The 20,994-nt window shown below is 45.1% G+C and carries 21 protein-coding genes and 1 tRNA gene; 2 read left to right on the forward strand and 20 right to left on the reverse strand.

Going from position 1 to position 20,994, the window contains the following annotated elements:
- Positions 1–15 precede the first annotated feature (15 nt).
- The 19 genes from hslU to NXG62_RS04335 form a co-directional block, all read right to left on the reverse strand.
- Positions 16–1,431 carry an ATP-dependent protease ATPase subunit HslU gene (gene hslU / locus NXG62_RS04245; protein ID WP_427113732.1) on the reverse strand — a complete coding sequence of 472 codons (1,416 nt, stop codon included), beginning with the start codon at positions 1,429–1,431 and terminating at the stop codon, positions 16–18.
- A 17-nt stretch (positions 1,432–1,448) separates the two neighbouring features.
- A complete protein-coding gene (hslV, locus tag NXG62_RS04250; RefSeq protein WP_427113733.1) occupies positions 1,449–1,988 on the reverse strand; it encodes an ATP-dependent protease subunit HslV in 540 nt (179 codons plus the stop codon).
- Positions 1,989–3,302 (reverse strand): methylenetetrahydrofolate--tRNA-(uracil(54)-C(5))-methyltransferase (FADH(2)-oxidizing) TrmFO, encoded by a 1,314-nt coding sequence (gene trmFO / locus NXG62_RS04255; RefSeq protein ID WP_427113734.1) that lies wholly within the window; start codon positions 3,300–3,302, stop codon positions 1,989–1,991.
- Positions 3,292–5,580 (reverse strand): type I DNA topoisomerase, encoded by a 2,289-nt coding sequence (gene topA / locus NXG62_RS04260; RefSeq protein ID WP_427113735.1) that lies wholly within the window; start codon positions 5,578–5,580, stop codon positions 3,292–3,294. Before topA ends, trmFO begins: the two co-directional genes overlap by 11 nt.
- A gap of 159 nt (positions 5,581–5,739) precedes the next feature.
- Positions 5,740–6,168, reverse strand: coding sequence for a F0F1 ATP synthase subunit epsilon (locus NXG62_RS04265; RefSeq protein WP_427113736.1), 429 nt, complete (start codon positions 6,166–6,168; stop codon positions 5,740–5,742).
- 4 nt (positions 6,169–6,172) lie between these two features.
- Positions 6,173–7,591, reverse strand: a complete 1,419-nt coding sequence (gene atpD / locus NXG62_RS04270; protein WP_427113737.1) for a F0F1 ATP synthase subunit beta — start codon at positions 7,589–7,591, stop codon at positions 6,173–6,175.
- A gap of 36 nt (positions 7,592–7,627) precedes the next feature.
- Positions 7,628–8,488, reverse strand: a complete 861-nt coding sequence (atpG, locus tag NXG62_RS04275) for an ATP synthase F1 subunit gamma (protein WP_427113738.1) — start codon at positions 8,486–8,488, stop codon at positions 7,628–7,630.
- Between the two features lie 3 nt (positions 8,489–8,491).
- A complete protein-coding gene (gene atpA, locus NXG62_RS04280; protein WP_427113739.1) occupies positions 8,492–10,027 on the reverse strand; it encodes a F0F1 ATP synthase subunit alpha in 1,536 nt (511 codons plus the stop codon).
- The gene (gene atpH, locus NXG62_RS04285) at positions 10,024–10,593 is read right to left on the reverse strand and encodes an ATP synthase F1 subunit delta (RefSeq protein WP_427113740.1); all 570 of its coding nucleotides are present in this window, start codon (positions 10,591–10,593) and stop codon (positions 10,024–10,026) included. The genes atpA and atpH overlap by 4 nt, the downstream gene beginning before the upstream one ends.
- 2 nt (positions 10,594–10,595) lie before the next feature.
- Positions 10,596–11,093: a F0F1 ATP synthase subunit B gene (gene atpF, locus NXG62_RS04290; protein ID WP_427113741.1), complete on the reverse strand. Its 498-nt coding sequence runs from the start codon at positions 11,091–11,093 to the stop codon at positions 10,596–10,598.
- Positions 11,094–11,140: 47 nt separating this feature from the next.
- The gene (atpE, locus tag NXG62_RS04295) at positions 11,141–11,398 is read right to left on the reverse strand and encodes a F0F1 ATP synthase subunit C (RefSeq protein WP_427113742.1); all 258 of its coding nucleotides are present in this window, start codon (positions 11,396–11,398) and stop codon (positions 11,141–11,143) included.
- Between the two features lie 59 nt (positions 11,399–11,457).
- The gene (gene atpB, locus NXG62_RS04300) at positions 11,458–12,129 is read right to left on the reverse strand and encodes a F0F1 ATP synthase subunit A (protein WP_427113743.1); all 672 of its coding nucleotides are present in this window, start codon (positions 12,127–12,129) and stop codon (positions 11,458–11,460) included.
- 4 nt (positions 12,130–12,133) lie between these two features.
- Entirely contained in the window at positions 12,134–12,517 is a 384-nt protein-coding gene (locus NXG62_RS04305; protein WP_427113744.1) for an ATP synthase subunit I, read from the reverse strand.
- A complete protein-coding gene (locus NXG62_RS04310) occupies positions 12,514–12,813 on the reverse strand; it encodes an AtpZ/AtpI family protein (RefSeq protein WP_427113745.1) in 300 nt (99 codons plus the stop codon). The genes NXG62_RS04305 and NXG62_RS04310 overlap by 4 nt, the downstream gene beginning before the upstream one ends.
- 280 nt (positions 12,814–13,093) lie before the next feature.
- Complete coding sequence (gene wecB, locus NXG62_RS04315; RefSeq protein ID WP_427113746.1) at positions 13,094–14,239, reverse strand: non-hydrolyzing UDP-N-acetylglucosamine 2-epimerase; 1,146 nt, start codon at positions 14,237–14,239, stop codon at positions 13,094–13,096.
- A gap of 34 nt (positions 14,240–14,273) precedes the next feature.
- Positions 14,274–15,308, reverse strand: coding sequence for a glycosyltransferase family 4 protein (locus tag NXG62_RS04320; RefSeq protein WP_427113747.1), 1,035 nt, complete (start codon positions 15,306–15,308; stop codon positions 14,274–14,276).
- Between the two features lie 47 nt (positions 15,309–15,355).
- Positions 15,356–16,714 carry a PFL family protein gene (locus tag NXG62_RS04325; protein ID WP_427113748.1) on the reverse strand — a complete coding sequence of 453 codons (1,359 nt, stop codon included), beginning with the start codon at positions 16,712–16,714 and terminating at the stop codon, positions 15,356–15,358.
- Between the two features lie 12 nt (positions 16,715–16,726).
- The gene (locus NXG62_RS04330) at positions 16,727–16,999 is read right to left on the reverse strand and encodes an ACT domain-containing protein (protein ID WP_427113749.1); all 273 of its coding nucleotides are present in this window, start codon (positions 16,997–16,999) and stop codon (positions 16,727–16,729) included.
- 116 nt (positions 17,000–17,115) lie between these two features.
- Complete coding sequence (locus NXG62_RS04335; RefSeq protein ID WP_427113750.1) at positions 17,116–18,801, reverse strand: alpha-D-glucose phosphate-specific phosphoglucomutase; 1,686 nt, start codon at positions 18,799–18,801, stop codon at positions 17,116–17,118.
- Between the two features lie 140 nt (positions 18,802–18,941).
- Here NXG62_RS04335 and NXG62_RS04340 point away from each other — a divergent pair, with 140 nt between their 5' ends.
- Entirely contained in the window at positions 18,942–19,694 is a 753-nt protein-coding gene (locus tag NXG62_RS04340) for an exodeoxyribonuclease III (RefSeq protein ID WP_427113751.1), read from the forward strand.
- Between the two features lie 49 nt (positions 19,695–19,743).
- Positions 19,744–19,828, forward strand: a tRNA-Leu gene (locus NXG62_RS04345).
- 632 nt (positions 19,829–20,460) lie between these two features.
- Here the strand turns inward: NXG62_RS04345 and NXG62_RS04350 are convergent.
- Positions 20,461–20,832 carry a hypothetical protein gene (locus tag NXG62_RS04350; RefSeq protein ID WP_427113752.1) on the reverse strand — a complete coding sequence of 124 codons (372 nt, stop codon included), beginning with the start codon at positions 20,830–20,832 and terminating at the stop codon, positions 20,461–20,463.
- Positions 20,833–20,994 lie beyond the last annotated feature (162 nt).

The raw sequence follows: 20,994 nt of genomic DNA on the forward strand, positions 1-20,994 counted from the left end.
AACCGTATATATGCCTTACAAAATGTAATGACTCAAATCAACATTCTGTACTACATCATTCAATTTGTTTGTAACAAACGCACTATTGATAACGATATGTGTATCATCGACATCAGGAGCTTCATATGCTACATCCTCTAAAATTTTTTCTAAAATCGTATGAAGACGGCGGGCTCCGATATTTTCTGTTTCTAAGTTAACTTTATAAGCAAATTCGGCAATTGTATCGATACCATCCTCCGTAAATTCCAACTCGATTCCCTCTGTCGAAAGCAATGCGATATACTGTTTTACCAACGATTGATCAGGTTCCGTAAGAATTTTCCGAAAATCTTCTACCGTAAGCGACTGCAGTTCAACCCGAATAGGGAACCGCCCCTGTAATTCCGGGATTAAATCAGATGGTTTCGACACATGGAATGCCCCGGCTGCTATGAACAGGATATGATCGGTCTTAACCGGACCATATTTGGTATTGACCGTTGCGCCTTCCACGATCGGCAGGATATCTCTCTGCACCCCTTCTCGAGATACATCGGGTCCGTTGTTGCGTCCTTTTTCGGCAATTTTATCAAATTCATCAATAAAAACAATTCCTGCCTGCTCCGTAGCTTCAATCGCCTTATCAACAATGACATCCATATCCAAACACTTTTCCAGTTCTTCTTCCTTGAAAATTTCACGTGCTTTGCTGACTGTCATTCTCTTTTTCTTTTTCTTTTTAGGCATAATACTGCCAAGCATTTCCTGAAAATTATTTGTTAATTCTTCCGTGGAATTTCCTGTCAAAATGCCTTGGATTGCTTTATCTTGTTCTGCGACCTCTATTTCAATTTCCCGGTCATCCATTTTATGTGCACAAATTTCTTCATACATTTTCTGCCGGCGATCAGGTTGCACACTTTCTAATTGTTTTGGTGTTTCTTCACTTTTCTTTTCTTCGCCCTTTTTTTCTTCCTCATTTCCAAAAATAATATCCATGGGATTGCGCAGTTTTTCTTCTGTTGTTTTTTTCGGCCAAAAAACCTGCAGAATCCGTTTATTCGCTTCTTCCTCTGCCTTTACCTTATATGTTTGGCTTTCTTGTTCTTCCACCATACGGATAGCATTAGCTACCAAGTCTCGAATAATCTGTTCTACATCACGTCCTACATAACCTACTTCCGTATACTTTGTTGCTTCCACCTTAATAAACGGAGCCCCTACAAGGCGTGCCAACCGTCTGGCAATCTCTGTCTTACCTACACCAGTCGGTCCGATAAGGAGAATATTTTTAGGAATAATTTCTTCCTGCATATCTTCGCTCAGATGCTTGCGGCGCCAGCGATTACGCAATGCAATTGCTACAGACTTTTTTGCTTCCCCTTGGCCGACAATATATTTATCAAGTTCCGCAACAATTTGTTTTGGTGTTAATTCCATGTCGTACATATACTGTTCCTCTTTTCTTAAATTTCTTCTACAATAACATGATGATTCGTATATACGCAGATATCAGCTGCAATATGCAATGACTTTTCGGCAATTTCCCGTGCTGATAAATCAGTATTCTGCATGAGTGCCCGCGCCGATGCCAATGCATAATTGCCGCCGGAACCAATAGCCAAGATCCCGTCATCTGGTTCGATAACCTCTCCATTACCGGATATAAGCAGAATACGTTGGTTATCTGCTACAAGCAATAATGCTTCCAGTTTATGCAGTATCTTGTCTGAACGCCAATCTTTAGCCAGTTCTACCGCACTGCGTACAAGATTCCCATTATGTTCATTCAATTTTTCTTCAAAATGATCAAATAATGTAAACGCATCGGCAACAGAACCAGCAAATCCGCTGACAATTTTGCCATGATAGAGGCGGCGCACCTTCTGTGCTGTCTGCTTCATAATAACCGAATTACCCATAGTAACCTGGCCATCACCGGCAATCGCGGTCTTACCGCTCTTCTGTACAGCCACGATGGTCGTAGCATGAAATTCTGTATCCATCTATATCTTCTCCTTTACAGCATCTATTTCTTCCAGTGCCCGTTGGGCCAAAAGTGCATTTTTTTCTTTTTTCTTCATGCGTTTTTTTATACCCAGAGGTTCCATAATTCCAAAGTTTATATTCATCGGTTGAAAATGGTCATTAGGGCCGGTAGAAATATATTGACTCAATCCGCCGATAGCTGTACGCTTCGAAAAAACAATATTCTCTTTATCTGACAAAAAACGAACGGCGTTGATTCCTGCCAACAATCCCATCGCCGCCGATTCCAAATACCCTTCCACTCCCGTTAACTGTCCTGCAAAAAAAAGTTTTGGATTATGGCGGTACTGCAGCGTCGCATGCAACAGTTCCGGTGAATTGATATAGGAATTGCGGTGCATAACGCCATAACGGATGAATTCAGCATGTTCCAGCCCCGGTATCATGGAGAACACTCTTTTTTGTTCTCCCCATTTCAGATGTGTCTGAAACCCGACCATGTTGTATAAGGTAGCACTGCCATTATCCTGACGGAGCTGCACCACAGCATAGGGAATGGTATCCGTACCGGGAAGTTCGAGCCCTACGGGTTTCATAGGTCCAAAACGCAGCGTATCGATACCGCGGGCAGCCATGATTTCTACCGGCATACATCCTTCAAATACGGCATCGTTTTTTTCAAATTCTTTAAGTTCCGTACATTCGGCAGTAGTCAAAGCCTGCCAAAATGCTTTATATTCTTCTTCCGTAAACGGGCAGTTGAGATAATCGGCTCCGCCTTTTCCATAGCGGGCTGCCCGATATACCTTCGTCATATCCAAAGAATCGACCGAAACAATCGGCGCCGCCGCATCATGAAAATGAAAATAATCGGCACCCGTCATCGTACGGATCGTTTCAGCCAAACCCTCGCTAGTAAGAGGTCCTGTCGCAATGATACACACCTGATCCTCGGGAATTTTCGTTATCTCCTCATGCCGTACGGTAACCAGCGGATGATTTTTCAGCCGCTCCGTAACCATCTGGCTGAAAGGAACACGATCCACTGCCAGTGCGCCTCCCGCCGGGACACGAGTTGCATCAGCCGCCTCCATAATAAGGGAACCGAGACGCCGCATCTCCTCTTTTAAAAGTCCTACGGCGTTTTCAACATTAGCCGCCCGCAGTGAATTGCTGCACACTAATTCAGCAAAAAGTTCCGTATGATGAGCTGGTGATACCTTGATAGGGCGCATTTCCACCAACTCCACGGGAACACCACGGCATACAAGCTGCCAAGCAGCTTCCGATCCGGCAAGACCGGCCCCGATAACTAAGACTTTATTCTTCATTGACTGTTTCACCCTTTTTATAATTTTCACATGCTGCATTACTGCAGAAAATTTTATCAGGACCGGTCTTATAGTGTTTAACAATCATAATACTGCCACACACCGGACACTTTTTATTTACAGGTTGATTCCAAAGCACAAAATCACAATTTGGATATTCACTGCAACCATAAAACACGCGGCCGCGTTTTGATTTACGTTTAATCATGCTGCCCTTGCCGCATTTAGGACAAGTAATACCAAGATCTTCTACAATAGCTTTTGTATTATGACATTCAGGAAAGTTAGAACATGCTAAGAACTTACCGAAACGACCAAATTTATAAACCATAGGAGCTCCACAAAGTTCACACATCTCACCGGATTCCTTTCCGGCAACCGTCACCTTTTCCATTTTGCTTTCTGCATTTTCCATTTCTGGTTCAAATACCTTGTAGAAATCACTCAATACATGCGTATATGTATTCTTTCCCTGTTCAATGCCATCTAATTCTTCTTCGAGTTCCGCAGTAAAACTTACGTTGATAATACGTTCGAAATATTTTTTCAATAAATCGACAATAACTACACCCAGTTCCGTCGGTATGAACTGTTTCTCTTTCTTTTCCACATAATTCCGTTTTTGGATCGTATCCATAATAGGAGCATATGTACTAGGCCGTCCAATCCCTTTTTCTTCCAAGGTCTTGATAAGACTGGCTTCCGTATACCGGGCCGGCGGCTGTGTAAAATGCTGCAAAGCCTCCGTGCTTTCATTATGAACAATCGTATCGGCTGCAATATCCGGCAACTCTGCCGCATTTTTATCTTTTTTTGCATCCTCATATAACTCTGTAAACCCCTTGAAAACAACTTTATATCCAGAGGCTTTCAATTCATAAATACCGCTCACGACGGTTACGGCTAAATGTTCTGTTTCAACAGCCGTCATCTGACTTGCCACAAAACGATTCCAAATCAGTGTATATAACCGTAGTTGATCACGAGACACATAATTGGCTACTATCTCCGGCGTTAATTCCAACGATGTCGGCCGAATCGCTTCATGCGCATCCTGACTGGTCTGTTTTGTTTTATAGACATGTGCTTTGGCAGGAACATATTCAGATCCGTATGTATCTGCAATAAACGTACGCACATCTTGAATCATATCTTCACTAATACGAACCGAGTCAGTTCTCATATAGGTAATCAGTCCTACATGTCCCTGCTCTCCGATATCCAGACCTTCATATAACTGCTGAGCCAGCATCATTGTTTTTTTTGCACCAAAGTTCAATTTACCGACACATTCCTGCTGCATTGTCGAAGTAGTAAAAGGAGGCTGCGGCTGCCGTTTACGCTTACGCCGCTCCACCTTAGTAACCATATCCGGTTGATGGCCTGTTGTTATAGTGCTCCCTTGTTTTTCCCACTGCAGTTCTGCTGCAATACGGTTGGCCGTCTGGCCGTCTTCAATCTCTGCTTTCCTGCCCTCTATTTTAATCAATTCCGTCTGCAGTACGATGCCATCTTCGGTCTTATAGCTTCCATTGACAGTCCAATATTCTTGTGGCACAAAAGCCTTTATCTCTTCCTCACGTTCGCAAATAAGACGTACCGCTACAGATTGTACACGTCCAGCACTCAATCCCTTGCAAACCTTTTTCCAAAGCAGAGGGCTGAGTTTATAGCCCACGATTCTGTCCAAAACACGGCGTGCCTGCTGTGCATCTACTTTTTGCAAATCAATGCACTGCGGATGTTCCATTCCCTCCATAATGCCCTTTTTCGTAATTTCGTGAAACATGACGCGGCACGTTTCGTGCGTATCCATATCCAGCAAATGTGCTAAATGCCAAGAAATGGCTTCTCCTTCACGGTCAGGGTCAGTTGCCAGGTACACTTTTTTAGATCGGACAAACTCATTTTGAAGCTCTTCAATCAATTTTTTCTTATCAAACATATTGGTATATGTCGGTGTGAAATTATCTTCAATATTGACCCCGAATTGATTGCGAGGCAAATCACGCAAATGACCGCGGCTGGCCAATACTTTATAGGAACTGCCTAAAAATCGTTCAATCGTTTTGGCCTTAGCCGGTGATTCCACAATAACCAGATTCTTAGCATTCTTCGGCAAGGGATCCAGTTTAGTAAGCTTTACCTTTTCCGGTACATGAACAGTACCTTTAATAATAGTAGCTTTTCCCTTCTTGGTATCTTTAGCCGTCGCCTTTTTGCCTTTTTTCTTTTTCGTATCGTCAATAATAATAGTCCGCTTAATTGGAAATTCCATGAAACCCATCCTTTACTTCAAGACTAACAATAAAACATGCGATGCAAGTAAAAACAAACATGCAAATACATCTTACACTATTATGTCAATCCGTTCAACTCTATAATACTATAATATAGAAAAACAAGGCAGTTCATTTGAACTGCCCTGCCAAATTAATTATTTAATTTTTTTCCCATACTGCGTAACTGTTGTAATACGGCCGATAGCTCTATGCAGTGCTAACTGGGCTCTTTCTACATCAATATCCTGCGTTTTAGCATTCAAACGCTTTTCTGCACGTTTTTTTGCTTCTTCCGCCCGTTTACGATCAATACTGCCCGATAATTCTGCATTCGGAGTAATCACGGTCACTGTATCATTTTTTACTTCCAGAAAACCGCCTACCACAAAAATACCATTCCGGTCGTGATCCTTTTCATACATCAACGGCCAGATTTGCAAAGAAGCTAGCAGCGGTGCATGGCTGGGCATGATGCCCAAGTCCCCGTCCAAGGCGCGAACCAGCACAAAGTCAACTTCGCCTTGGAACACAGATGCGTCCGGCGTAATGATTTCCAGTCGGATCGTCTTCTTTGTATCTGCCATCGCCTTATTCTCCTTTCAGCGTCTTGGCTTTTTCGTATGCTTCCTCGATATTCCCTACCATATAAAACGCCTGTTCCGGCATATCGTCACACTTGCCCGCCAGGATCTCCTTAAAGCCGGCTATCGTTTCCTTCAGCGGTACATACCGTCCCGCCTGCCCCGTAAACTGTTCGGCTACGGCAAACGGCTGGCTCAGGAACCGCTGTATCTTACGGGCTCTGGCTACCGTCAGTTTATCTTCTTCCGACAATTCATCGATACCGAGTATTGCGATAATATCCTGCAGTTCATTGTATTTCTGCAACACTTCCTGCACCGCCCGCGCCGTATGGTAATGCTCGTCTCCCAGAATATGCGGATCCAGAATCCGCGATGTGGAATCAAGCGGATCCACCGCCGGATAGATACCCAGTTCCGCGATCTGACGAGACAACACCGTCGTGGCATCCAAATGGGCAAAGGTCGCCGCCGGCGCCGGGTCGGTCAAATCATCCGCCGGGACATATACAGCCTGGACGGAGGTGATGGAGCCGTTCTTCGTCGAGGTAATCCGTTCCTGCAGGGCCCCTACGTCCGTCCCTAACGTCGGCTGGTAACCAACGGCCGACGGAATCCGCCCCAGCAAGGCCGATACTTCTGATCCGGCCTGGATAAATCGGAAAATATTATCAATGAACAGCAGGACATCCTGATGTTCTTTATCCCGGAAGTATTCTGCCATGGTTAGGCCTGTCAGGCCTACACGCATACGCGCTCCCGGCGGTTCATTCATCTGCCCGTATACCAGCGCCGTCTTGCTGATGACTCCCGATTCCTTCATTTCATTCCACAAATCATTGCCTTCACGCGTCCGTTCCCCGACTCCGGTAAAAACAGAATAGCCGCCGTGTTCCGTCGCCACGTTGTGGATCAGTTCCATGATCAGGACGGTCTTTCCTACCCCTGCGCCTCCGAATAATCCGATCTTACCGCCTTTCGCATACGGGGCAATCAAGTCGACGACCTTGATCCCTGTTTCCAGGATCTCCGTTTCCGTCGACTGTTCTTCAAACTTCGGCACCGGGCGATGGATCGGCCAATAGGCGTCCGCCTGCACCGGAGTGTCATCCTTGTCCACCGTTTTCCCGAGAACATTGAAAATACGTCCCAACACGCCCTTGCCCACCGGCACGGCGATAGGGCCTCCCGTATCTTCGGCTTTCGTGCCGCGGACCAATCCGTCGGTGGAACTCATGGCTACGCACCGGACCACATCATCACCCAAATGCTGCATTACTTCTGCTACCAGGTCGATCTGCTGTTCGCCTTCGCCGCCCGTTACATGGATGGCGTTATAGATGTTCGGCAGGTCTTCTTCCGAAGAGAAGCGCACATCGATAACCGCGCCGATGACCTGGATTACTTTCCCTACTTTATTGCTCATGAAGAGGTTCTCCTCTCTAGTATTTTGTCGTCACCGTTACTGCAGCGCGTTCGCGCCGCTTACGATTTCCGTCAATTCATTGGTTATGCCGGCCTGCCGTACTTTATTATAATGTACCGTCAGTTTATCGATCAATTCTCCCGCATTATCCGTTGCCGACGTCATTGCCGTCATGCGGGCCCCCAGCTCACTGGCTGCCGATTGAAGCAGCCCGTTGTAGACCACCATGTTGAGGTACTGCGGCAATAAGGTCGACAATACCTGCTGCGCATCCGGCGCAAACAGATATTCTTCCGCCGGCCCCTGCTTCGCTGCCGCCGCTTCCTGTGAAATCGGGAGCAGCCGGGTCTGTTGGACCTCTTGCGATAAAGCGGACTGAAACCGGGTATAAATAAGATATACTTCGTCAAACTCTCCGTCAAGGAACTGCCTGGTCACTTGCGCCGCCAATTTTTGTGCATGGCTGAATTGCGGCTTATCGGAAAACCCCGTCCATTTGAATTCCGGCGCAATGCGCAGATGCTTCAAATATTCTACAGGTTTTCGTCCCGTCACCATCAGATAGATCCCGTCACGGCGCCTGTCTTTAAGGACCGACACCAGCGCTTTGTTTACGTTGGAGCTGTAGGCTCCGGCCAGCCCTTTATCCGCCCCTATAACGATATAACACGTACGATGGACCTCTCTTTTCTTAAAGAAAGGATTGTCGTCCTCCGGCAGGGCCGCCGACAAGCGACGCAGCATGCCTTCTATCTTTTCTGTAAACGGCGCGGTCGCCAATGCGCGTTCCTGTGCACGGCGCAGACGTACGGAGGATACCATCTTCATGGCCTTGGTTATCTGCTGCGTGTTCGTTACGGACTTAATCCGTCGGTTTATCTCACGTGCACTCGGCATACGCTATTCCTCCTCTTTGATCAGCTGATGGGATGCCCCGTATTCCCGGGTGAATTCTGCTACAGCCTTAACAAGAGCCGCTTCCGTTTCACCGGTCATTTCCTTCTTGGCTTTGATATCCTGCCCGACCTGCGGATAATTGGCATGCATGAATTTGATGAATTCCGTTTCAAACAAGGTGACCTCCTGGACTTCCACCGGCATCAAGAACCCTTTGACCGCCAGATATATTTCCATGACCTGGTCTTCCACCGCCATCGGTTCATACTGCGGCTGGATCAGCATCTGCATGGTCCGTTCCCCGCGATCGATCTGGGCCTTCGTGCTCTTATCCAAATCCGACCCGAATTGGGCAAACGCCGCCAATTCACGGTACTGCGCCAGATCCAGGCGCAGGGTGCCGGCAATATTCTTCATGGCCTTGATCTGTGCGGATCCACCCACACGGGATACGGACAGTCCCACATTGATCGCCGGCCGTACGCCGGAATTGAATAATTCGGTTTCCAGGAATATCTGCCCGTCCGTAATGGAGATGACATTGGTCGGAATATAGGCCGACAAGTCCCCGGCCAGCGTTTCAATGATCGGCAGCGCGGTAATGGAACCGCCCCCCAGGTCATCGGACAGCTTCGCCGCCCGTTCCAATAACCGGGAATGTAAATAGAAGACATCCCCCGGGTATGCTTCCCGTCCCGGCGGCCGGCGGAGCAGCAGGCTCATCGCCCGGTAGGCCTGGGCATGCTTGGAAAGGTCGTCATAGATACAGAGGACGTCCTTCCCCTGGTACATGAAATATTCTCCCATTGCCACCCCCGCATACGGCGCCAGATATTGCAGCGGCGCCCCGTCAGAGGCCGTAGCCGTTACAACGATGGTGTATGCCATTGCCCCATGGGCTTCCAGGGTGCGTACGACCCGGGCCACGGTGGAGGCTTTCTGGCCGATCGCCACATAAATGCAGATAACGCCGCTGTCCTTTTGATTTATAATCGTATCAATCGCAATAGCCGTCTTGCCGGTTCCGCGGTCCCCGATGATCAGTTCGCGCTGGCCCCGTCCGATGGGGACCATCGAATCGATGGCCTTTAAGCCCGTCTGCAGCGGTTTCTTTACCGGCTGGCGGTCGGCAATGCCCGGCGCCGGAAATTCGATCAGCCGCGTTTCCGCTGTTTCTATTTTTCCTTTCCCGTCGATTGCCACCCCCAGCGGGCTGACAACCCGGCCAACCAGGCTGTCTCCCACCGGCACACGCATCACGCGCCCGGTCCGGCGGACGGTATCGCCTTCCTTGATAAGCGAATCATTCCCCAGCAACACAGCGCCTACATTATCTTCTTCCAAGTTCAATGCCATCCCATATACATCATGAGGCAGTTCCAAGAGTTCCCCGGACATGGCCTTATCCAGCCCGTATATGTGGGCGATGCCGTCCCCCACTTCCAGGACGGTCCCTACGTCGTCGACATTCATCTCCACGTCGTAGTCTTCGATTTGTTTTTTAATTATAGCCGTGATTTCTTCTGGCTTCATATTCATTTCGCGTCCGTCACCTCATTCGTCACGTTCGCCTGCAGCAAGGCATGCTCCATGTCCTGGAGCTGTCTGAGCAGGCTTCCGTCTATTAGTCTGTCACCGATCCGGATAACGATACCGCCTATAATAGACGGGTCGGCAGTATACAAGGGTTCGATTTTCTTACCCGTCAGTTTTTCCAGTCCGGCAACGAGTTCTGCTTCTTCTTTTGCTGATAATGGCTTGATTACATGAATCCTTGCCACTTCTATGTTCTGCGCCGCACGGGACAAATCGATGAACCCGTCTATGGCGGCTGCCAAGGCACCTTCCCGGCGCCTGTCAATCATGACGTACATAAATTGCAGCACGAGGGGAGACACATCATCGGCAAAAATTTGTCGGATCGTATCTTTTTTGGAACGATCCGGTACCAAAGGATGCAGCAAAAAACTCCGTAAATCCGGATTCATTTGCAAGGTATCCCGAACAGTTTTCAATTCATTACCATATTGTTCAATTTTATGTTGTTCGTTGGCAATATTAAACATCGCCTGGCTGTATTTGCTGTATATAATTTCAGGTACCATACTTATTTACCTGTTGCCTTTTGGGCATCTATTCTTTCAATACAGTCCGCGATTAATTTCGCATTCATATCCGTATCCATATTCTTCTTCAGTAGCTTTTCTGCCACAGCCATGGACAGCGTCACTACCTCATTACGCATTTCACGGATAGCAGATTCCCGTTCATTGATGATTTCCGCCTGGGCCACTTCTTTTTCACGCGTAATCTGCGCCCGGACAGAAGCCAGCTGCGCCTGGGCTTCTTTATCCGCCTGCTTGACAGCCTTATCGATGATAGCCTGGGATTCCGCATGTGCATTTTTGATTTGTTCCTGATAGTCGGCCTTCATTTTTTCGGCCGCATCCCGGGCTGCCTGTGCATTATTCAAATCAGATGCAATTTTATTTCTGCGGTCTTCCAGCGTCTTCAAAATCGGCTTATACGCAAACTTCGCTAAAATAGCGACAAGGACAAAGAAGTTGAGGAATTGGAATAATAATGTACCATTCAGATCTATCAATTCGATTTCCTCCCTCATTACATATATATACTATAGCTTATCCGACCTTAAAGCATGCTGGCAAACGGATTGGCAAATACCAGAACAATAGCAATAACAGCTGCAATAATAGGAATAGATTCAATCAAGCCGATAGATATGAGCATATTGACAAGTAGCTTGCCGCCCATTTCCGGTTGACGTGCCAGACCTTCCAGCATCTTAGCCGCGGCATGTCCATCCCCGATAGCGGCCCCTAATGCCGCAAGTCCCACCCCTAATCCGGCACTTAATGCCGAAATTGCAAAAACGATAGCTTTTTCCATAATAAAATACCTCCTATACGATTACTAATTTTTGTTATTTTTTACCGGAATACGACAGCTCAACTTTCCTTTAATGAATCTGCAAGATACGATGTCGTCAGTATCGTGAAAATAAAGGCTTGGATCAAACCGATGACCAGGCTGAAAACAAGCCATATAATCGGTATTCCGACAGGAACCAGCAGATATAATACTTCCATCAGTATTTCACCAGCCAAAATATTGCCAAATAGTCGAAAAGCCAACGTCAGCGGCTTAGTGAATTCTTCCATCAGGTTTATCACGACAAAAGGGATAAACGGTTCAAAATAATGCTTGAAATGTTTCTTTACCCCTTGGTTCCGCAGCGCAACAAAATGTACCATAAACGATGAAACTAACGCCAATCCCAAGGTCGTATTCAAGTCATTGGTCGGCGATGTCAGAATATGCGGACTGGGCAACAGACCAAGTTCATTGCCTACAAAGATAAACAAAAACATCGTGAGAAGCACTGACACCACCTGTCCCCATTTGGGTCCCAACGTTTCCTTAAATTGGGCAAGTAATGATTCGACAATGATTTCCACAACATTCTGTATTCCCGAGGGAACTAGAGACCTGCTGCGAGTAGCCGCCATCGTAACAATAATTACAATAGCCGCCGTCAACCAGGTCATATAGAGAGTATCCATATTAACGTTCATTCCAAAAAGCTGAGCAATTAAATGGTGTCCTGTATGCAGCTCCATACCTTCACCTCCTTTCTAATCGGGCATAGATAAATTTTGCCGTTACTTCCAGATACGTATAAACTTTAAAAGACAATACGCCGGCAACTGCCGCCCCAAAATGTATAATCGGAAAATGTAATACCACTATAAAGGAAAGAATAATAGTAATCAATCTAAGAAAAGCTCCCCCCTTGATAAAAGCCACAGCTTGGACAGGAGGCATTTTCATCGCCCGTGAAGATCGACTGCTGAGCATGAGAAAGTATACGATGTTCAAAGAACAGCCGACAAGCCATCCCAAGATCAGGTGCGTATACCCGCACAAAGCCAGTAGTGCGGTTATTATACAGGTAAATACTATTAATTTTTTTAAAGTTCCCTTTATATAGTCAATAAAGTAATTCAATCAGGTCCACCTGTATCCTTTTGCTTCGTACGGGATCCATGTCGATTTTGGTTATCCTCTTTCATATAACGCAATGCCTTTTTATACAATGACCAAAAACCCGTCACGGCTCCCAACAAGGAACAAAAAATCAGCCCCCATGGCGATGTATCCATTATCTTGTCAATATACCGTCCAAGAAATACGCCGGCAATCAGGCATATAACCAGTGTAATCCCTAGCGTTCCAGCCTCCGTCACAATAGCCAATAGAGAAAACGCGTTCTTTTCTTTAGAGGGTCCTGTTTTATGAATCATATGATGCTTTCCCTTCAGACGACAAAAATCCCTTCCATTTATTTACAGCATGCGAAAATTGCATATAATCCCTTATAAGGATAAACTAACTAGTGTAATCGCAAGGCTGCAAGTGGAAGGGTGTTAGCGCATCAATACCTGCAAAGCATATGAAAAGGTGACAACCATTTGACCGTCTTGAGATTATTCTAGCATGTCAAAGAGGTAAAATCAACAAACAAATTTAGCTAAACTAAAAAAGTTTGTTTATAATTAATAACGAAAAGCGTATCAATCCTGCTTATTGAAAAGCTTCCGGTATATCAATATCACTTCCCATACGATGAAGAATATATGCCACTATTCGTTTTGCCGCTTTACCGTCACCATACGGATTCACAGCATTGCTCATACGGTTGTATTCATCAAAGTCCTCTAAAAGACGCTTGGTCTCCTCATAAACGATTCGTTTATCTGTCCCAATCAGTTTAACGGTTCCCGCATGTACCGCTTCAGGACGCTCTGTGGTATTACGCAACACCAGAACCGGTTTTCCCAAAGAAGGGGCTTCTTCCTGAATGCCGCCAGAATCTGTCAAAACAATGGCAGAACGCCCCATTACGTTAGCAAAAGGCTCATACTCCAACGGATCAATCAGATGGATACGTTCGACACCATCCAGTTCCTCTTCTACGACCTTACGTACCAGTGGATTTCGATGGACGGGGAATACAATTTCCGTATCGGGGAACTCTTCAATAATACGGCGCAGCGCTTTATATATATGCCGCATCGGCTCGCCTAAATTTTCACGGCGATGCGTCGTAAGCAAAATAACACGATGATTTGTAAAGTCAATATGCTGCAATGCCGGGTCATCAAATTCATAATTATCACGCACCGTATTCATCAATGCATCAATAACCGTATTACCCGTTACATAAATAGAATGCGTATCAACATTCTCCTTCAAAAGATTTTGCCGAGCCGTCGCAGTCGGTGCAAAGTGCATGGCGGCAATAGCACCGGTAAGTTTACGATTCATCTCTTCCGGAAACGGTGAATAAATATCACCTGTACGAAGGCCGGCTTCCACATGTCCTACAGGGATTTGCTGATAATACGCTGCTAAAGCTCCGGCAAACGTCGTTGTCGTATCCCCATGAACAAGAACTATATCTGGTTTTTCCTTTTCTAAAACCTGCCGGAGTCCATTCAGCGATTTCGTCGTAATATCATAGAGCGTCTGCCCCCGCGACATAATATCTAAATCATAATCCGGCTGTATATCAAACAAACGCAATACCTGATCAAGCATCTGACGATGTTGTGCCGTTACTGTCACAATAGTCTGAATTTGACCAGCATGTTTTTTGAGTTCTAACACAACGGGTGCCATTTTGATTGCCTCCGGTCTTGTACCAAAGACAGTCATCACCTTGAGCATATGAAAAGCCTCCTTAAAGTCGCAAATTCTACCCTTAGCCTTTGCGGGTAGAATTTGTTGTCTTATGCAATATACCAATCCGCTTTGCTGAATAGATTATAACCGCCAGTACAATAACCACGGTCAACAAACCGACCTTATAATTGACATTGGCCACAAAAAGAGCCACAAAACCAAGCACAATACTGACACAATACATCGTAAGGACTGCCTGCTTTTGTGACAACCCCAGTGCCAAAAGGCGATGATGCAGATGCCCTTTATCCGGCTGAAAAATAGGAACACCACTCATCTTACGGCGAACAATAGCAAACAAAGTATCCAGAATGGGAAGTCCCAACGCAATAATAGGAACCACCAATGCTACGGTAGCTGCCGTTTTTACTAACCCAAGAATAGCGACTACCGCCATCGTATACCCTAAAAGCATACTTCCCGTGTCACCCATAAAAATTTTCGCCGGATTAAAATTATACTGCAAAAATCCCAGTGCAGCACCCGCCATAGCTACAATAATAATAGCTGGTAAATGCTGATGCATGCTGACAGCAATCAAAAACATAGATACCGACGCAATCACAGAAACTCCGGCAGCTAACCCATCTAAGCCATCAATAAGATTAACCGTATTCGTAAAACCTATAATCCAAAAAATGGTAACAGGAATAGCTACGATTTCCGGCAGGACAATCAAATCACCAAACGGATTCGTAAGCCATTCAATCTGAATACCGAAAAATACGGGAATAAAAGCACAGATTATCTGCCCGACTAATTTTACCTTAGCCGGAATCTGACACACATCATCCCAAATACCAAGCAATACAATCGCCGTACAACCGATAAGCAAGCCTATCACTTCATAAGATAAACTCACGCGGGCAATCACCGCGGCCATAAAACCAATGTAAATAGCCAGCCCGCCCAATCGAGGAATTATGCGGGTGTGTACCTTTCTCGCATTCGGTCGATCGATAGCTCCGATTTTAATCGCAAGCCTTTTGACACTTGGCGTCAAAGCATATGTTACGATCAATGCAATAAAAAACGGTACAAAATATTCGAGCACGACACACGCCTACTTTCTAAAAATGTTTAGCCCTGCGGCCATACTGATTAGTTTGTCAAACTGCGCATCGGTGCCGGAATACGGCCGCCGCGGGCAATAAATGCATCAGACTTATATTTATTCACATTAATAATAGGGCAATATCCCAATAAACCACCAAATTCAACGGTATCGCCTACTCCTTTACCGGGAACAGGGATGACACGTACAGCAGTGGTCTTATTGTTAATCATGCCGATAGCTGCTTCATCAGCGATAATAGCTGATATAGTCGCAGCTGACGTATCGCCGGGAATCGCGATCATATCAAGACCGACGGAACACACACATGTCATCGCTTCCAATTTTTCCAAAGAAAGACTGCCTCTTCCTACCGCTTCCAACATACCTTTGTCTTCACTGACGGGGATGAAGGCCCCGGACAAACCGCCGACACGGGAGGAAGCCATAAGGCCCCCTTTTTTCACTGCATCATTCAAAAGCGCCAATGCGGCTGTCGTACCGCAGGCACCGCAACTTTCCAGACCCATTTCTTCCAAAATCGCAGCAACGCTGTCACCCACAGCCGGGGTCGGGGCCAAAGACAAGTCAATAATGCCGAAAGGTACTTGAAGGCGTTTAGCTGCTTCCATCGCTACAAGCTGCCCTACGCGGGTAATCTTGAATGCCGTTTTTTTGATTGTTTCCGCGACCACATCAAATGGTTCGCCTTTTACGTTTTCCAGTGCACGTTTTACAACACCCGGTCCGCTGACACCCACACTCACGCAGGCATCTCCCTGCGTCACGCCGTGAAAAGCACCTGCCATGAACGGATTATCTTCAACAGGATTGGAGAATACGACCAATTTGGCACATCCCAATGCATCCTGTTCTTTTGTCAATTCTCCCAGCGTTTTGAATACACGACCCATTTCGGCAACGGCATCCATATTGATGCCGGCCTTCGTAGAACCGATGCCGACAGAGCTGCAGACCAGTTCGGTCGTGGCCAGTGCTTCCGGAATCGAAGCAATAAGCCGGCGGTCTCCCTCCGTATACCCGCGTTCCACCAATGCCGAAAATCCGCCGATAAAATCAATACCTATCGTTTCGCGAGCTTTATCCAACGCCCGGGCGACTGCAACATAATCCTTAAGATCGCTGCAGCCTGCCACCATAGCGATCGGTGTAACCGCAACGCGTTTGTTTATAATAGGAACTCCGTACTCAGCCGAAATGTCTTCTCCGGTTTTTACGAGATGTTCTCCGTATTTTGTAACTTTGTCATAAATATTTTTACACAACGTCTTGCCGTCGGCAGAACAACAATCCAGCAAGCTAATACCCATCGTTATCGTCCGGACATCCAGATTGTTCTTCTGAATCATTTGGTTCGTTTCTAATACATCTTGAATCGTCAGCATTCTATATTCTCCTTATCCCACACGATGCATTGCATAGAAGATGTCTGCATGCTGGGCTCTGATTTCGACGCCGAGGACATCGCCCTTTTCCTTTAATACATTCTGCAATTCCTCTAAATCTATAGCAGATTTTTCCATATCAACAATCATAACCATATTAAATAGTCCGTCTAAAATTACCTGATTGATTGTTTCAATGTTAATACCATATTCTGCCATTACATTACTTACTGTAGCAATGATACCTGTGCGGTCTAAACCCACTACGGTGATTACAACTTTCATGGACATGCCAACTCCTTTGTATTAAGATTCCACGCTTTTCTATTATAGCATATCTAGTATACAAATGTACACGAATAAATCAATACGGAAATTTTTAAAACAAGACATCTGCGGCTTTATTTCCGCAACGCTTTTGTTATTAATTTTTTCCCTTCATCAAGAAACAAATTTGCTTGATTATAAGAAATAAAACTTTCACTGTACAATTTATACATATCCTCCGTACCTGACGGACGAGCCGCTACCCAGCCATCCTTGGTGCAGATCTTTACTCCTCCAATCGGCATATTGCCATAGGGTGATTGAGAAAAAACAGCCGTAATAGGACTACCACATAACGTAATATCCGTAACATCGGCCTCCGTCAAATTCTCGATTTTTTTCTTTTCCTCCAGGCTAGCCGGAGCATCGCTGCGCATGGCATAAGGTGTCCCCAATCGATTGCAAATATCTATATAATATTGCATGGGTGATTTTCCTGTTACCGCCTTCATTTCGGCTGCCAATAAACACATGATAATACCATCCTTATCCGTCGTCCAGACACTTCCATCTTTTGCAATAAAAGAACCTCCAGCACTTTCTTCGCCGGCAAAGGCAACCTGCTGGGACGTGAACAACGATCCAAAATATTTAAATCCCACAGGAACTTCATATATAGGAATTTGAAGTTCCCCCGCAATCCGTGCCAAGAGCTGCGTCGTTACTACCGTTTCGGCAATACCGCGGCCTTCAAAATTACGGTGAGTCAACAGATAATGAGCCGCAGCCGACAAATACGCATTGGCACCAATCATTCCCAGTATGCCGCAAATAATACCGAAGCGGTCATAATCAGGATCATTGGCAAAAATCAAATTATAAGACGCCCCATGAGCTGCTGCCGAACTCATGACATATTTAGAAGAACAATCCATACGCACCATGCCGTCGTGATCATAATTCATAAAAGAGAACAGCGGATCATACGTATCATTGACAAAGTCCATGGGAATATTATACATCTCCGAAACCGCATGCCAATAATGCATTCCCGAACCGCCCAGAGCATTCACCATGATGCGCAGACCTGCATCCCGAATAGCATCCATATCGATAACCGAATCCAGTTCTGCTACATACAATCCCTTATAATCATATGGAATAACCAGACTGCTGGTTTGCACAACGGCAGCCGCTGCCCGTTGCACTTCACGGCAATGCCCGGCTAATATGCGATTAGATTCTTTTTCAATAGCCTTTGTAATATCCGATTCTGCCGGACCGCCAGTAACAGGATTATATTTAATTCCACCATGTTCCGGCGGATTGTGGGAAGGCGTAATAATAATACCATCCGCCTGCTTTTCTGAGCGGCATTCATTATACCGCAAAATAGCACGTGATACAGATGGCGTAGGAACAAAATCATGTTCACTATCCACATAGACCGTAACATCGTTAGCGACAAGTACGGAGAGAACCGTGTGGAACGCCAGTTCAGAAAGATAATGCGTATCCTGCCCGACAAACAAGGGACCCGCAGCCCCGAACTGGTTTCGCAGCGTGCAGATTGCCTGTGTTACCGCCGCTACATGATCCTCTGTAAAACTTCCATTATCGGCCTGTCCGCGGTGTCCCGACGTACCAAACCGGACTTGCTGATGCGGATTGTCAGGATCCGGATGAATATTAGTATAATCATTTTTTATGGCCTGCAAATCAATATAATCTTCCTTCCGTACCTTTGTTCCCGCTAAATAGTGGACCGCCATACTGATCACCTGTCTTTCTGAGTTTTGACAAACATATAATTTTTTCATACAATGAAGATACCTTCAAAAAAAACACGCAGAAGGCATATAGCTATATATTATTCTTAACACAGTAATATTGATGTAATTTATTATAACAAAATTTGCACCACTTATACAGTCTATGTATTATTTTAAAGGAGAAAAGAATGAAACTTATTTCTTGGAATGTCAATGGTCTCAGAGCCGCTGTAAATAAAGGTTTTATGGATGTATTCCACAACTTGGACGCCGATATTTTCTGCCTCCAGGAAACCAAACTTCAGCAAGGACAAATAGAGTTGAATTTGCCCGGATATGAACAATATTGGAACTATGCCGAAAAAAAAGGATATAGCGGGACCGCTATTTTTACAAAAAAAACACCCCGTTCCGTCACCTATGGAATCGGCATGGAGGACCATGACCACGAAGGCCGTGTTATTACCCTAGAATACGAAAACTTTTATTGTATCACCTGCTATACCCCAAACAGTCAAAATGAATTAGTCCGTCTCCCTTATCGCATGCAATGGGAAGATGATTTTCGCAAATACATACAACAGCTCGACAAGAAAAAACCAATTATTCTCTGTGGCGACCTGAATGTAGCCCACGAAGAAATCGATCTCAAAAATCCAAAAACAAATCGTAAAAATGCCGGTTTTTCCGATGAGGAACGAGCCAAAATGACAGAGCTGCTGCAAGCAGGCTTTACCGATACCTTCCGCTATCTGTATCCGGATACGACCGGTATCTACTCCTGGTGGAGTTACCGCTTCAAAGCCCGCGAAAAAAATGCCGGATGGCGTATTGATTATTTTATTACTTCAAAGGCACTTAACGACATGATCAAAGAAGCTCTTATCTACACTGACATCGCCGGCAGTGACCATTGCCCGGTAGGACTGCTGTTAAAATAGCATTGACGCAACGCCCTCCGTATGTTACAATACCTTTGCAGTAATTTGAGCGAGTGTGGCGGAATTGGCAGACGCACCAGACTTAGGATCTGGCGGTTAACACCATGGGGGTTCAAGTCCCTTCACTCGCACCAGCATAGACACCGTCTACATTCGTAGGCGGTTTTATTTTGCCTGCCCTCCTAAAGTCTGATGTACTTTGCCATCTTTTTGCCATCTTTGCAATTAATATATCCGCATCAAACCTGTTACAATTTATATAATACGTTAATACGTCCGGTAACGTGAACTGGAACATTTCTCAGGTATTTCTCCAAGTCGATTTTCTCCATAAATCGTTCGAAAACCAGCACAGGATAGCAGATATCCAGATAATCTGAAATAAACAGTGGTAAAATATCCTGTTTTGTTTTAAAATAATGTATAGTTGAATTTTTCATTGGTTACGTAAAATTTTACCACAAAATGAGGATCACCGGTTCTTTCGAACCGGTAATCCTCATTTATTTTTATAGGAGCTTTATTTCACAGCCCCTATAAACTATAAAAGTGTATCATACAGATACCGCCTTTCATATAAATCCAATATCAAAGCATCAACCAGCTTTAGCACATAGAAAAAGCAGAGAGTCCTACGCTTTCAGCAGAACTCTCTGTATAGGGGTTAAGGTATATCTTTCATTTAAAGCAAAAACAAAATTTCAATATAAAAACTACTTGGCAACGCATCATTATAAACATATCACTCCATAACGTCGCCCTTCTCTCAGGAAATATTTTTATGAATATTTTCTGTATGGCAAGAGAATCCCGTAACCGGCGTTACAGAAACACCCTGAGCCCCATCCATTTCCAGCCATTTGCTGATAAGAACAGATTTAACATGAATACGAATAGAATCAAACCCTTGTTTAATGATAAGTTTACTGGGATACCAAATAGTGACACCATCAATTGTTTCTTGTAGATATTGACTGTTTTCAACTGCCTTCCCTAAAGCAATTTCGGGTATATAGCTACCCCAAATCAAGTCACCTCTACAAGGACACCCACAAGATGGTTCAAATTTCATAGTAATCAATATGTGATTTCCATGTTTTTTTACATATTGAACTGCTTCCGATGTCAATGTAAACATAATTTTCTCCTTTCCGGCTACGCAAGAAACCGCTTAAGCATAACCGCAGTATATGTGATTACAATTGTACTATGTATATTAAGTATAGTGAATAATAACTGCCTTTGTCAATATAAAGCATAATATATATAGTACTTGTTCACTCTTGTTTTTTTAATTATG

It is taken from the genome of Megasphaera sueciensis (assembly GCF_050219315.1).
Classification (GTDB): domain Bacteria; phylum Bacillota; class Negativicutes; order Veillonellales; family Megasphaeraceae; genus Megasphaera_A; species Megasphaera_A sueciensis.